The organism is Cupriavidus sp. 05N40 (genome assembly GCF_056397305.1).
On record NZ_JBFTND010000078.1, the window covers coordinates 17,078 to 30,295 of the forward strand.

The 13,218-nt window shown below is 65.8% G+C and carries 14 protein-coding genes and 1 pseudogene; 2 read left to right on the top strand and 13 right to left on the bottom strand.

Annotated elements, in window-relative coordinates:
* Positions 1 to 739: 739 nt before the first annotated feature.
* From AC1DO7_RS19115 to atpD, 13 genes and pseudogenes are all read right to left on the bottom strand, one after another.
* Positions 740 to 1,096 (bottom strand): SpoIIAA family protein, encoded by a 357-nt coding sequence (locus tag AC1DO7_RS19115; protein ID WP_441622546.1) that lies wholly within the window; start codon positions 1,094 to 1,096, stop codon positions 740 to 742.
* Positions 1,097 to 1,398: 302 nt separating this feature from the next.
* Positions 1,399 to 2,250 carry a PDDEXK nuclease domain-containing protein gene (locus tag AC1DO7_RS19120; RefSeq protein ID WP_441622548.1) on the bottom strand — a complete coding sequence of 284 codons (852 nt, stop codon included), beginning with the start codon at positions 2,248 to 2,250 and terminating at the stop codon, positions 1,399 to 1,401.
* 220 nt (positions 2,251 to 2,470) lie between these two features.
* A pseudogene (locus tag AC1DO7_RS19125) lies at positions 2,471 to 2,727 on the bottom strand (H-NS histone family protein).
* 192 nt (positions 2,728 to 2,919) lie between these two features.
* Positions 2,920 to 3,792: a DNA-binding protein gene (locus AC1DO7_RS19130; RefSeq protein WP_441622550.1), complete on the bottom strand. Its 873-nt coding sequence runs from the start codon at positions 3,790 to 3,792 to the stop codon at positions 2,920 to 2,922.
* A gap of 382 nt (positions 3,793 to 4,174) precedes the next feature.
* Positions 4,175 to 5,071 carry a F0F1 ATP synthase subunit gamma gene (locus AC1DO7_RS19135; protein ID WP_441622552.1) on the bottom strand — a complete coding sequence of 299 codons (897 nt, stop codon included), beginning with the start codon at positions 5,069 to 5,071 and terminating at the stop codon, positions 4,175 to 4,177.
* A complete protein-coding gene (locus AC1DO7_RS19140) occupies positions 5,068 to 6,660 on the bottom strand; it encodes an alternate F1F0 ATPase, F1 subunit alpha (RefSeq protein WP_441650244.1) in 1,593 nt (530 codons plus the stop codon). Before AC1DO7_RS19140 ends, AC1DO7_RS19135 begins: the two co-directional genes overlap by 4 nt.
* Entirely contained in the window at positions 6,657 to 7,502 is an 846-nt protein-coding gene (locus tag AC1DO7_RS19145; protein WP_441622556.1) for a F0F1 ATP synthase subunit delta, read from the bottom strand. Before AC1DO7_RS19145 ends, AC1DO7_RS19140 begins: the two co-directional genes overlap by 4 nt.
* Before the next feature lie 3 nt (positions 7,503 to 7,505).
* The gene (locus AC1DO7_RS19150) at positions 7,506 to 7,787 is read right to left on the bottom strand and encodes a F0F1 ATP synthase subunit C (RefSeq protein ID WP_150990106.1); all 282 of its coding nucleotides are present in this window, start codon (positions 7,785 to 7,787) and stop codon (positions 7,506 to 7,508) included.
* 21 nt (positions 7,788 to 7,808) lie between these two features.
* Positions 7,809 to 8,510 (bottom strand): F0F1 ATP synthase subunit A, encoded by a 702-nt coding sequence (locus tag AC1DO7_RS19155; protein ID WP_441622558.1) that lies wholly within the window; start codon positions 8,508 to 8,510, stop codon positions 7,809 to 7,811.
* On the bottom strand, positions 8,494 to 8,823 hold the full coding sequence (locus tag AC1DO7_RS19160; protein WP_441622560.1) for an N-ATPase subunit AtpR: 330 nt from the start codon (positions 8,821 to 8,823) through the stop codon (positions 8,494 to 8,496). Before AC1DO7_RS19160 ends, AC1DO7_RS19155 begins: the two co-directional genes overlap by 17 nt.
* Positions 8,810 to 9,169 (bottom strand): AtpZ/AtpI family protein, encoded by a 360-nt coding sequence (locus tag AC1DO7_RS19165; protein ID WP_441622562.1) that lies wholly within the window; start codon positions 9,167 to 9,169, stop codon positions 8,810 to 8,812. Before AC1DO7_RS19165 ends, AC1DO7_RS19160 begins: the two co-directional genes overlap by 14 nt.
* Complete coding sequence (locus tag AC1DO7_RS19170; protein WP_441622564.1) at positions 9,166 to 9,561, bottom strand: F0F1 ATP synthase subunit epsilon; 396 nt, start codon at positions 9,559 to 9,561, stop codon at positions 9,166 to 9,168. The genes AC1DO7_RS19165 and AC1DO7_RS19170 overlap by 4 nt, the downstream gene beginning before the upstream one ends.
* Positions 9,551 to 10,984, bottom strand: coding sequence for a F0F1 ATP synthase subunit beta (gene atpD, locus AC1DO7_RS19175; protein WP_441622566.1), 1,434 nt, complete (start codon positions 10,982 to 10,984; stop codon positions 9,551 to 9,553). Before atpD ends, AC1DO7_RS19170 begins: the two co-directional genes overlap by 11 nt.
* Before the next feature lie 357 nt (positions 10,985 to 11,341).
* Here atpD and AC1DO7_RS19180 point away from each other — a divergent pair, with 357 nt between their 5' ends.
* Together AC1DO7_RS19180 and AC1DO7_RS19185 are read left to right on the top strand one after the other, a co-directional pair.
* Positions 11,342 to 11,944, top strand: coding sequence for a plasmid pRiA4b ORF-3 family protein (locus tag AC1DO7_RS19180; protein WP_441622568.1), 603 nt, complete (start codon positions 11,342 to 11,344; stop codon positions 11,942 to 11,944).
* Between the two features lie 36 nt (positions 11,945 to 11,980).
* A partial coding sequence (locus tag AC1DO7_RS19185) for an ISKra4 family transposase (protein WP_477116446.1) occupies positions 11,981 to 13,218 on the top strand: 1,238 nt, incomplete at its 3' end.

Sequence of the window (13,218 nt, forward strand, 5' to 3'; positions counted from 1 at the left end):
GGGGTGAGTGGAGGAGACAGGGTTGGGGTGGCGCGGGCCCATCTCGCGGCTTATCGGCGGTCAGGCCAGTTGGGCTGCTCTTTGCACCCTCACGTCATGYCGCCTACCGCGTTTTTCGCAGTGTTCGGGGGAACGCCACCGGCGGGCGGCATGCGTGAGGGGGCTCCCGAAGGGACATTCCCTCGGGGGCCATGATTGATTACAACGAACTGTCCAAAATAGGTGTATGGTCAAGATCCATACCCCTCTGCAATGTTTCGCACCCGGGAATTTCTGATTCACTCACCGGGGAGCACCATGTCAATTGCGCTCAGGTATGAGTCGACAGGCACAACGAGGAAGCACTCGTTCAAGTCTTCTCACAAGCTTTCGAGAACAGCGCCACAACCAACTTCGCCGCCGCCGGAACCGCCGGCTCTCCAAAAGGACGAGAGCTTCAAGTGGACGATGCCGGAGGACCCGAAAGGCGACTACGCGTAGCGATTAGGCCCAAGCCAAAGCAAAAAGCCCGCTTGCGCGGGCTTTGGACGTAATTCGCAGGTGTATCGAATTTCGGCATTTTTGTGCAAAATTTGCAAAAAGGCAAGTAAAAGTTATCCGGACGCCCTACGCCGCTTCCTCGACCCCTACCATTCGCGCGGCCTTCAGGCGAGTGGGCACGCGGAGGCGGCGCACTGCCAATGCGGGCTGGCCCTACTCGGCGATGGCCTGAGACGATACGAGATTCGCCGGGCGGCGCTCAGGCGTTGATCCAGGCGCGCGCCTGATCCAGCTCGTTGACGTGGAACGCCTTGATTTCAGCCTTCGTAAAGAACCGCGCCAGATGCATCGACGCGTGGATCCATCCCGCGTCGGCCACCACGGCGGCGCGCGTGATTTTGCGGGCCAAGGGAACGCCGAGCGTCAGGTCGGTCCACAGCGCCTTTGGCTCGATACCGGTGAAATGCTCGAAGCGTTCGAGCACGCGGGTCTTGCCGTTCAGTTCGAAATCCCCTCGCATGCGCTCGATGGCTTCGCGCAGCTCGCGGTCAGTGACTTTGCCTTCGACGGAAATCTCGACGACTGGGGAATCAGGGTCAGTGTGATACAGGATCATGGCAGGAGCACTCGGCTGGGGAGACGTTACACGCTCAGGCACGGACAAACCTAGCGTTCGATCACCTCCTGATCGTACGCCTTTTCACACGGCTCGGATCGCACGGGTCCCTGTGTTCGCCAGGACTGGACCCAGGTACTGGGAGACAAAACCCACTAACTGTGAGACGTGACAGTTTCCGCACCGAAACGGACAATCCCGCCAAAAAGTGCCCTGCTCAACCCATGGAATCGTGAAGGCACCATTTTCCGGTACATTGATAATGTTATCAATGTATGGGAAATAAGGCATCCGAGAAAGCCCTACTCCTCATCATCGAGCGATGACTCCAATTGCTGTGCCGTTGGCAAGATGCCGAGAAGACTGTCTGGAAGGGTTTCCGTTAGGCGTACCACATACTCGGCAACGCCGATTGGCTTCGCGGACTCGCGCAGTGCGTACTCAACGATCAGCCCGTTTTTACTCTTGCAGAGGATGAGGCCAATAGTGTGACCATCCGATGCCTGCCGGAGTTGCTCGTCGGCGACGGACAGGTAGAAGTTCATCTTGCCGGCGTACTCTGGCTTGAACTCATCCATCTTTAGCTCAACCACGATGAAACAGCGGAGTTTCAGGTGATAGAAGAGCAGATCGAGGTAGTAGTCCTGGCCGCCGACGCTCAGATGGTACTGACTACCGACGAAGGCGAAGCCGACGCCGAGCTCCACCAGAAAATCCTTCAGATGAGCCAGCAGGGTTCGCTCCAGCTCGCGCTCGCGTGCCGTCGCGCCAAGGGTCAAGAAGTCGAACTGATAGGGGTCCTTCAGTAACTGCTGCGCCAATTCGGATTGCTGGGCTGGCAAGGTGCGGTGGAAATTCGACAAGGCGGCGCCTTGTCGTTCGTGCAGCCGCGTCTCGATCTGGTGAACGAGTACATTGCGGCTCCAGCCATGCTCGACCGCGGCGCGGGCATACCAAGCGCGCGTCTCCGCATCGCTTAGCATCTCCAAGAGCTTGAGGTTGTGGCCCCAGGGCAATTGTGCAACAGCCTGTTGCACAATTGCCTCGTGCGGCCAGGCCTCGGCGAACGCCCGCATGTACATCAAATTGCGCGGGGAGAAGCCAGCCATGTCTGGGAAGGCCTGGCGAAGGTCGTTCGCTAGCCGATTAACCACCTTTTTGCCCCACCCCCCGCTTTTTGCCGTTGCAGGATCGAGCCTCCGATGCGCCAGTACAGCAAGAGCAGTTCCCGGTTGACCGCCAGCGACGTACGTAGCCGCGCCTGCTGGACTTCCTCCTTCAGTTGGCCAAGCCAGGCAACATAGTCGTCGGGAAGGGAATCCGCCGCTGCACGGCGTGGGGAAGATCGAGTAGCCATCCGCACATTATTTCACATCACCCGGTCCGCCCGACGCGGAAATGCTCCACGCTCTGCCCGGCGTTGACCGCCCGCTGCAGCCAGTCCGGCATGGCGCCGTGGCCATCCCAGCCCTGTCCGTGCGCGTTGCGATAGCGCACCGCCCCGGGCAATGTCGCCGGTGGCGGCTCCATAAAACAGCCGGCGGCCTGCGCTGGGCCAGGGTCAGGCCGTGCTGGGCCATCTGGATGCGGATCCAGGTAATCGCTTCGGCGCGCTCGATTTCAATCGACATGGTGTTGGTGAACAGATTTAGGGAGGCGAGCGATCCGGCGTGGCGTCGCCGGGAAGGCGTGGCCCGCTCTCTTTGCTTAAATTTTAATCAAATCCGTTGAGGCCGTCGGCACTCGGCCCCCGCGCGGCTTGTCCACAGGCTTGTCCCCTTGCGCGGTGGATAAATGCCATCCGACACCTTCCGGCGCCCCCCTCAAGCCGGCCCCGGTCTGAACTTGGTTTTGATCGCCGGCGCCCGACGCCGGGCCAGCGCCAGATGGCGCGCCGCAGCGGCCTCCGCCTGGGCGCGCTCGGCCCCCCGCAGCGCCGCGTCCAGTTCGGCCCGCAGCGCGTCCTGTGCCGCCCGCCCTTGTCCAAGTGCCTGCTGTGCCTGAGCCAGTTGCTCGCCGAGCGTGTCGCGCTCGGCCTGCAGCCGCGCCCGCGCCTCGGCGCCGGCCACGGCGGCGGCTTGCGCCCTCGCCTGCACGGCCGCCAGTTCGGTGCGCAGGTCCGCCGCCGCCTGCTCGCCCTTCTGGCGCAGTGTGCGTTCCTGGTCGATCTCGCGCAGCGCGCGGCGTTCGGTGGCACTGGCCCGCTCCTGGGCCACGGCGACCTGCTCGCGGGTGTGCTCCAGCTCGGTCGAGAATTGGGTACGTAGCTCCTGCAGTTGCCGCTCGAGCGCTGCGAGCTGACGCGTACCTGCCTCCTGACGCGCCTGGGCAGCCGCGAGAGCCTGGCGCGCGGCCTCCAGTTCGCCCTGGAGCGCGGCGCGGGCCTGCTGGGCGGCGTCGCAGTCGGCCTGGACGGCGGCAGTCTCCTGCTCGGCCACCACCACCGCGGCGCGCGCGTGGTCGCGCTGGGCCTCGGCCTCGCTGGCCTGTAAGCGCGCTTCCGCCCGCAAGGCGGCCAGCTCGCCGGTGGCCGCCTCGTTAGCGGCCTGCCAGATCGATTGCACGGCATGGGCGGCGATCGCCTTGAGTGCGTCCGGCAGCCCGGGGTGGTCGATGGTCACCCGCATCTTGTCGCGCAGGTCCGTCCAGAACTGCGCCAGCACCTCGGTCGGCGTGCCCATGCTGCCCTTGCGCACCAGTTGATAGAGCTTGTTGGCAGTGGGGGTGATGCCGTAGCGGAAAAAGAGCAGGCCGCAGACCTCGCGGTAGAGGGAGACCGCGCCAAAGCGGGGGCTGAGATCGGCCCTCCCTCAAGAGGATAATGAGCCACCTACAATGTGCTCATGCCCCTCGACCCTTAGCGATCTCCGTCCTTCAACAGCGAATCAGCCCGCGGGGCTTGAGCCCGCTGGTCTGCCGGCGCGTATTCGTTCCCATGCACATGACGCACGGGTAACTTCACAATGTCATCCAGGTAGTCATGGCCTGGACGCACGAACATCTGCTCTTGAGCGAAGACTGATCTCAGCCCCCGCTTTGGCGCGGTCTCCCAGGACTACCGCTTCGTGATGGCGCCATTCAGCCAATGTCATCCTCCGACAGCGCCTCGTACCCCGCCGTCACATCGAACAGCTCCTCGTCGATCGCGCTTTGCCGCTCGTTATGAAACCGGCCGCGAAGGCTGGCGAGCAGTTCGTCGATGTTCTTGTCGGCCCGCTCCATCGCCGCTAGGCGGCTGGCGTTCTCGCTCGCCAGCGATTCGGCGCAGGCGCTGAACAGCGAGATAAAAAGGTGCTCGCGGATCAACGCGCGCATCGTGGCGGTGCCACCCCCGATCACTTCCGGCGGGTTCGGCGTTGGCCAGCGCTGTGCCAGCAACCCGGCCAGCCATTGCGCGTCAAGCGGCAACAGGCGCTGCTCAACCGGCTGGTAGAGGGCGCCCGGCCTTGGCTGGTTGTAGAAGACGTAGATACGGGGCTGCGCGGCCTGGCTCGGGTGTGTTTCCGTATCGAGCTGCAGCCGGTCGACCAGCGGGGCAATGGCCTCGACCGAGCCGGGCACCGCATAGGTGCCGGCCACGGTCACGCCGGCGCTGGCCAGGCGTGCCCGCACCCGCTCGCCGACGGCCCAGACCTCTCGCTTTCCGGGCATGGCCAGGAGCGCTTTGAGCGCATGGTCGACGATCACCTCATTGAACTGGCCCACCAGCCCCTGGTCGGAGCCGAACACGATGGCGCCGACCGCTCCCGTTGAGGCAGGCTTGCTTTCCCCCGGCGTTAAACCGGCCGGCGCCAGCGTACGCAGGCATGCCCAAAGACCCAGGCTCACCGCGCGGCGGTAGTCGGCCAGCGCCAGCACGGACTGTTCGTACTGGCTGATGCTGGAGGCGGCCAACGCGCGCATGGTGCGAACAACGGTTTGCAGATGCGTGGCGCTGCCGATCTGGTGCCGCAGCGTGGCGGCCGAGTCGCTCATTGCCTCCCCCCCTCTGCCGGAGAATGTGCCCGCGCTTCGAGCCCGGCCCCGGTATCAGCACCGGCCTGGAACTGCGCAAGGGCGGCGCGGACGATCGCGGTAACTGCCTGGCCATCGGCCTCGTCCGGCTTGCCCGCGGCCTCGAAGCGGGCGGATATCGCGGGCGGGATGCTCACCGCCGCGGCGCGCGCTGCAAGCTGCGCGTCCTGCATCCGGTCCAGCGGCATGGCATCGAACAGCCGCGCGGTCAGCGCGCTCAGGATGGCGATCTGCGCTGGCACCGGGACCGGGTCCGATTCGGGCTGCATCAGGCAGGCGCGAATGCGCTGACCGTGCGCGATGGACTGGCGGCTGTCGTCATCGAGCCGGGCGCCGAAACGGGAAAACGTCTCGAGTTCCTCGAACTGCGCGTAGGCGAGCTTGAGATCGCCGGCCACGGCGCGAAAGCTGCCCCGCTGCGCCTTGCCGCCCACGCGCGACACCGACTTGCCGACATCCACCGCGGGCAGCACGCCAAGCTCGAACAGCGTAGGCGACAGATAGACCTGGCCGTCGGTGATCGAGATCAGGTTGGTCGGGATGTAAGCCGACATGTCCTGCGCCTCGGTCTCGATGATCGGCAGCGCGGTAATCGAGCCGCCACCGCGCTCGGCGGCGAGGTGCGTGGCCCGCTCCAGCAGCCGCGAATGGATATAAAAGATGTCCCCCGGGAAAGCCTCGCGGCCGGGCGGGCGGCGCAGCAGCAGCGAAAGCTCGCGGTAGGCACGGGCGTGCTGGGTGAGGTCGTCATAGACGATCAGTACGTCCCGCCCGGCCTCCATGAAGTGCTCGGCGATGCTGGTGGCGGCATACGGCGCGATATAGGCCAGCCCCGGTGGCTGGTTGCCTTCGGTGACGACCACGACGGTATAGTCCATCGCCCCCTTGGCGCGCAGGGTCGCCACCGCCTTGGCGACGGCCGAGGCGCGCTGGCCGATGGCGCAATACACGCACACGACGTCCTGGCCGCGCTGGTTCAGAATGGTATCGATGGCGATCGCGGTCTTGCCGGTCTGGCGGTCCCCCAGGATCAGCTCGCGCTGGCCGCGCCCGATGGGGATCAGCGCATCGATGACTTTCACGCCGGTCTGCAGCGGCACCGTGACCGCCGCGCGCTCCATGATGGGCGCGGCCGGGCGCTCGATCGGCAACCGCGCGCTGGCCGCGAGCGGCCCGAGGCCATCGAGCGGCCGGCCCAGCGGATCGATCACGCGCCCGAGCAGCGTCTTGCCCACGGGCACGTCCATCACTCGGCCCGTGCGCTCGACCTGGTCGCCGGCCCGCAGCCGCCAGTAGTCGTCGAGCAGCACCACGCCGACCTCGCCTTCATCGACATTGAACGCGATGCCGTACACGTCGCCGGGAAAGCGCACTAGCTCGTCATAGCCGATGCCAGGCAGGCCGGAGACTTGCGCGACGCCCGTGGCCACGCTGACGATCGTGCCCACCTCCTGCGCTGCCAGTGCCGGCACGAACCGGCTGCGCGCCTCGCCCATGGCGGCGAATGCCCGTTCGATGGCGGTTTGCGGCGGGGTAAGCGCGAAGGTCATGGCTGGCTGGCCTCGGGCTTCGGCGCTGGCTTCGGCGCGGCCTGTGGCGCGGATTCCGGCTCGGGCCCGGCATGCATCGCCGCGTTCTCCGGGCTCAGCAGTTCGCTCACGGCATGCTCCAGCGAGCCGAGATAGCGATCGATGCTCCAGGCCAGCTTCTGGCCGCCGACGATTAGTTCGATGCCGCTTACCAGTTCCGGAGCCGTGTCGAACTGCAAGGGGATGGCGGTGCTCAGGATTTCATCCGCCGCCGCCTGGATGGCGGCGCGCTGTGCGGCAGGCAGCGCGAACGCACTGCGCACCACCGCGTGCGCCGCCGGCCGCCTGAAGGCGGCCGCAAGACTAGCTCTCGCCGGTTCGTCGAGCGCACGCAGGCGGCGGATGAAGACGTCGGCCACGCGTTCTTCGAGACTCGCCGAGGCCAGGTCCGCGAGCGCCCGGCGGGCGACGGCAAACACCTCGCGCCGCGCCAGGTCGCCGAGCGCCTGCGTCAGTTGACCGGATTCGCTGCGCAGCGCTTCCTGCCGTTTCGTTGCAAGCGCGTCCGCTGCCTGGCGCGCGGCTTCAAGCAATTGCCGGCGCTGTGTCTCGGCATCGCCAGCCGCCTGTGCCAGCAGCGCAGCGCGCTCGCGCTCGAACGCATCGGTCTTCTGCTGGAACGCCTCGCCTTGCTTGCGCGCCTCGGCCTCCCTGGCGCTGGCATCGGCGATCTGCCTGGCGATCCTGCCCTCGCGGGCGTCGATGGCGTCAAGCACGGGCTGGTAAAGAAAGCGCTTCAGCAGCCAGACGAGGATGACGAAGTTGAGCGCCTGCGCGCCAACGGTGAACCAGTCGATCAGCATGGCTTACCTGGCCACCGCGCGGGCGATGGCGGCGTTCCAGAAGGGGTTGGCAAAGATCAGGATCATCGAGACGACGAAGCAGTAGATCGCCGTCGACTCAATCATCGCCAGGCCGACAAAGAGCGTGCGCGTGATCGTGGCCGATGCATCGGGCTGCTGCGCCAGCGACGTCAGCGCTGTCGCTACCGCCCGGCCTTCCGCGAGCGCGGGCCCCATGCAGCCGAAGCCGGTGCAGAGGCCGGCCATGGCGATCGATGCCACCGCGATGATTGTCAGGCTGTCCATGGGATGGTTCCTTGGTCGGGTTCAGGGTGTTTTTTCGATCGGCAGGCCTGGCTCCGCCTTGCCGCTATGCGTGGCCGCCGCGAGATAGACCGCGGCCAGGATGCTGAAGATATAAGCCTGCACCATGCCGGTAAGCAGGCCGAGCGCGGTCATCACGATGGGAAACAGGAACGGCGTGATCGTCACCAGAATGGCGATGATCATGGCTCCGCTCATCATATTGCCGAACAGGCGAACAGCCAGCGCCAGCGTGCGCGACAGTTCGCTGATGATGTTGAACGGCAGCATCATCAAGGTCGGCTCGAGGTAGGACTTCAGGTAGCCGCGCAGCCCCTGGTCGCGGATGCCGTACAGCGGCACCGCCACGAACACGCACAACGCCAGCGCCAGCGTGGTCGACAGCGATCCGGTGGGCGGCTCGTAGCCGGGAACGATGGTAAACAGGCTGGCCGCGGCGACGAACAGGAACAGGGTGCCCAGGAAACCGAGATACTTGCGCGGCTGGCGCAGGCCGACTTCCGCGATCTGCTGCGCGATCCCGGTCACGATAATTTCAAGCAGGTTCTGCCAGCGCGAGCGGCGGTGGCCGGACGAGAGCCGGCGCGTGACCAGCCAGGAGCCCAGGGTCAGCACCCCCATCAGCACCCAGGTGAAAAGGATCGTGCCGTTGAGCTTGACGAAGCCGTGCTGCCAGAAGATCCACTGGTCAGGGCTGAGGCGCATGGCCCGTCTCCCGAGGCGCCGGGGTGCGGCGGTGGTCCGCCCATCGCCCCGTCATCCATGTCACCGCCAGGCGTGCCACTGCGAAACCAGCCAGGCAGGCAGCCATCCGCTCCCATTGCCCCGCGCCGACGGCGTAGAAGCCGAGCAGCGTGACGCCCATGCGCAGCAGCAGGCTGCCCAGCAGCCATAGGGCCGACTTTCCGGATGAAAGCGTCCGGCGGACCGTCCACCACAGGCCGCCGAAAAAGAAGCCTCCGAGTGCGCCACCCACGAGGGCCGCAAGCAGCAATGCCGCCACGTCATGTATTCGCATCGTCTTTCTCCTCCTCGTTCTGGCCCTGGTCCCGCCGCATGGCGCGGTCCTCCTTGGCGACCCAGTGCCACGCATTGAAGCAGCCGAGCACCAGGCCGGCCACCAGCAGCGCCAGCGTCCACACGTGCCGGCCCGGATAGTGCTTGTCCAGCCAGATGCCCAGCGCCGCGCCGAGTAGCGTCGGCACAACCACCGACCAGCCGACCAGCCCCATCATGCCCAGCCCGAACCAGACCCCCGGCACGCCCTGGCGCCGCGCCCTGAGCTTGCGCTGCGCCTTGGCGCCCACTTTGCCTGCCAGCGTGGGCTCGGGCTTCGGCTGTCCGCCGGGCGGTGGCACGGTCATGGCGACGGCTTGTGAAGCTTGGCGAAGCGGGCAAGAAAGCCCGTCTCCAGCTTAGCCATGACCGTGCGCAGGCTGCGCGCCTGCTCGTCCTGGGCCAGGAACTCGCGCTCCACGGTGTCGCGCAGCGTGGCCAGGTCGGCGCCTGCCATGGCGCGGCGCACCGACACGCGCACATCGAGGCCGGTCTTGACCAGCACGCCCTCATCGACCGCGATAAACACTTCGCCATCGGCCGGCGTTTCAAAGGCCAGGATGCCGGGCGCGAGCGCCGCGACGCAATCGAGGCGATGCGGCAGCATGCCGAACGCCCCCCCGGCGGTCTCCGCCACGATGCGCAACACCTCGCGCTTGCGCAGGAAGACCCGGAAGGGCAGCAGTATTTCAAGAAGCATGTGATCCGGCGGCATGGCTCTCCTCTGCTGGTTCTGGCGCCACGGGCGCGGGCTTGCCCCTCGCTTCGGCTATCGGCCCGATCATGTAGAGCGCGCTTTCGGGGTAGTCCTTGAACTCGTCGCGCAGAATGCGCTCGCACCCATCGAGCGAATCCGCCAGGCTGACTGTCCTGCCCTTGATGCCGGTGAACTGCTCCGTGGTGAAGAACGGCTGGGTCAGGAAACGCTCCAGGCGGCGGGCGCGGGCGACGACGTCGCGGTCGGCGGGGGAGAGCTGTTCCAGCCCCAGCATGGCGATGATGTCCTTGAGTTCCGCGTACTGGGCCAGCGTGCGGCGGATATCCTGCGCCAGGCGATAGTGGCGCGCGCCGACGATGCCGGGCGTGGCCATCCTGGAATTCGATTGCAGCGGGTCGACGGCCGGGTAGAGGCCCTCGCTTGCGCGCTTGCGCGATAGCACGATGGACGCCGACAGGTGCGAGAAGGTATGCACCGCTGCCGGGTCGGTGAAATCGTCCGCAGGCACGTAGACCGCCTGGATCGAGGTGATGGCACCGGTGTCGGTGTTGGCGATGCGCTCCTCCAGCCCAGACAGTTCGGTGCCCATGGTCGGCTGGTAGCCCAGCCGCGACGGCATCTGCCCCATCAGGCCCGAGATCTCCGATCCGGCCTGGATAAAGCGGAAGATATTGTCGATCAGCAGCAGGACGTCGCGGTGCTCATCGTCGCGGAAGTACTCGGCCATCGTCAGCGCCGCATGGCCAACCCGGAAGCGCGCGCCCGGGGGCTCGTTCATCTGGCCGAAGACCATGACCATGTCCTGCAGGACGCCGGCCTCGCGCATGTCGTGGTAAAGCTCCTCGCCCTCGCGGCAGCGCTCGCCGATGCCGCAGAAGATGCTCACGCCCCGGTGATGCCCGACCATGTTGTGGATCAGCTCGGTGAGCAGCACCGTCTTGCCCACGCCCGCGCCGCCAAACAGGCCTGCCTTGCCTCCGGTTTCGAGCGGCAGCAGCACGTCGATCGCCTTGATGCCGGTCTCGAACACCATCGACTGCGTGGAGCGCTGAGACAGGGGCGGCGGCGCCCGGTGCACCGAACGCCACTGGACATGCTGCGGCGCCGGCAACCGGTCGATGGGCTGGCCGAACACGTCGAACATGCGCGACAGGATGCTGGCGCCCACCGGCGCCTGCAACGGCCCACCGGTGTCCTGCACCGCCATGCCTCGCGCCAGCCCCTGGGTGGAGGTCAGCGCGATGCAGCGCACATGCCGCGCATCCCGCTGCGCCAGGACTTCGATGGCGATCCGGCCATCCACGCCGGTACGCAGCAAGGTGCGAATCGGCGGCAGCCCCGCCTCGAAGCGCACGTCGACGACGCTGCCGCGCACCGCAGCAACCACGCCCCGGCTCGCGCTCACCGGCAGCCTCCATGTGCGGGCGGAGCCGGTCCATGCGGGCACGTGGCCCCCAACCGTGCCGGCATGGCCGTCCGGCGATGCGCCACTGGCGCTGTCCTTGCTCCGGTCATGCGATCATCCTCAAGCCGCCCGTGCCCTTGCTGCCGTTTTCACCGTGATGCCCACACCAGGCGCCGCGCGTGCGGCAATGCACAATGATGCGCTTCTGCAGCGGGGAAAAGTTGATACAGGTCAACTTAGCGCATGCGTGGCCCCGAAGCAAGACGTTGCGCAGCCGGTGCTGACGAGAGCGCGCCAAATCGGGGGCAAACCACAGGACCGCTGCCGAGAGGCCAATGAGGCACCTACAATGCGCGCATGGCTTCCGATCCTGGGCCGGCGATCTCCGTCCTTCAACTTCGAATTGCTCTGCGCGGCCTGAGCCCGCCGGTTTGGCGGCGCGTCCTCGTTCCCGAGCACTTGACCCTCGGGCGAAATGTCATCCAAGTCGTCATGGGCTGGGCCGACGAACATCTGCACGAGTTCAGCATTCGTGGCAGACGTTACGGCGAAGCTCATGAGGGCATCTTGCAGTTCTGCACAGTGGCAAACGAACTGCCGCTGACCGCGTTTCATCTCCGCGAACACGAAGGCTTCGTCTATGTGTATGACTTCAACGCGTGGTGGCGCCACGAGATACGGATGGAGCGGCGTATGCTGCGGGAACATCCTGGTCGGCTGCCCCGTTGCGTGGCGGGTTGCGGGCCATGTCCGCCCGAGGACATTGGCGGGATCGAGAGGTATCTGGAGGCCAGGGGCGAACACAGTGAATATGAGTTCGTCGATTGGATCGAGTCGCTGCGCGAAGGGCCTATCGTGTTGGAAGACCTACGCGACGCGGTCGACCGGTGGCTGACTTGGCTGGATCGTCGCTTTGACCGTCAGACCGTCAATGATCGGTTGCGACAGCTCGAGGGGTAGACTGGTCGCCGCAGCCTCCAAGGGAGGACGGCGGCCATGCGTATCAGCTTGCTACTCGTAGTGCAGGACGATGGAGGCGCGCCAGCCACCGTCACCGAAATAGCCCAGCTCGAGAGAGATGGCCTTGATGTGGGCTCGCTGGGCCTGCATCTGGAGGAGGCGAAATCATTGCTGGGTCGGCTGCAGCGCACGATGGTCACGGCACAGGTTGCGGAGGCAGTTGCCCGGACCAGCGTTTGTCCCACGTGCGGGGCGCAGCTGGCTTGCAAGGGCCACCATTACTTGGTTTTCCGGAGCGCGTTCGGGCGACTGTCGATTGACAGTCCGAGGCTGTATCCCTGCCGGCGGTGCCAGGGCGACGCAGGTAGCTTCAGCCCGGTCGCCCGCTGTCTGCCTGAGCGGGTCAGTCCAGAACTGCAGTATCTCGAGGTCAAGTTTGCGGCGTTGATGTCGTATGGTCTGACCGTCAACGTCCTTCAAGAGGTATTGCCGCTCGATCATGTACTGGCAGCCACCTCAATCCGGCGCCAGGTCACCACGCTCGGTCGCCGGCTGGAAGCGGAACAGGCCACCGACGCCCGGCAGCAGGCGGAGGTGACCGCGAGCGTCGGTTCGTCCGAGATCCCGGAGCCCAGTCCGATCCGCGCGGTCGGCATTGACGGCGGCTACCTTCGGCGGGCCGGCCACCGGCGCCGCCAGGATGGCTGGTTTGAAGTGATCGTCGGAAAGTCCCTGCGGGATCAGGATGGCGGGCATAGTTTTGCCTACGTGCATAAACTGGAGCGCCGACCGGCCGATCGTATGTGGAATTTCCTTCTTCGTGAGGGTGTGCAACCCAGTCAGCCGGTGACCTTTCTGTCGGACGGCGGGGATACCGTACGGTTTGCCCAGCTCGGTTTTGGTGACCGCGGTGAGTACGTTCTCGATTGGTTCCACATCGCCATGCGGGTACAGAACCTCGCACAGATGATCAAGGGCCGGCCGGCCCACAGCGACGGCCCCAGCAACGCGGAATTGATCAAGGCGCTGCATAGCTCCAAGTGGCACCTGTGGCACGGCTGCCCCTATCCGGCGTTGCGCCGACTGGAAAGCCTGGGCTGGGATCTGGACGCTGAGGCCAGCCCCGAGGAGGCCAAACTCCTTGGCAAGCTCGAGGAGTTCATTGTCTACTTGGACAACAACCGGCACTTCATCGTGAACTACGGTGACCGCTATCGACATGGCAAGCCCATTGCCTCAGGTTTTGTCGAGTCAGCCGTCAACCAGGTGATCAG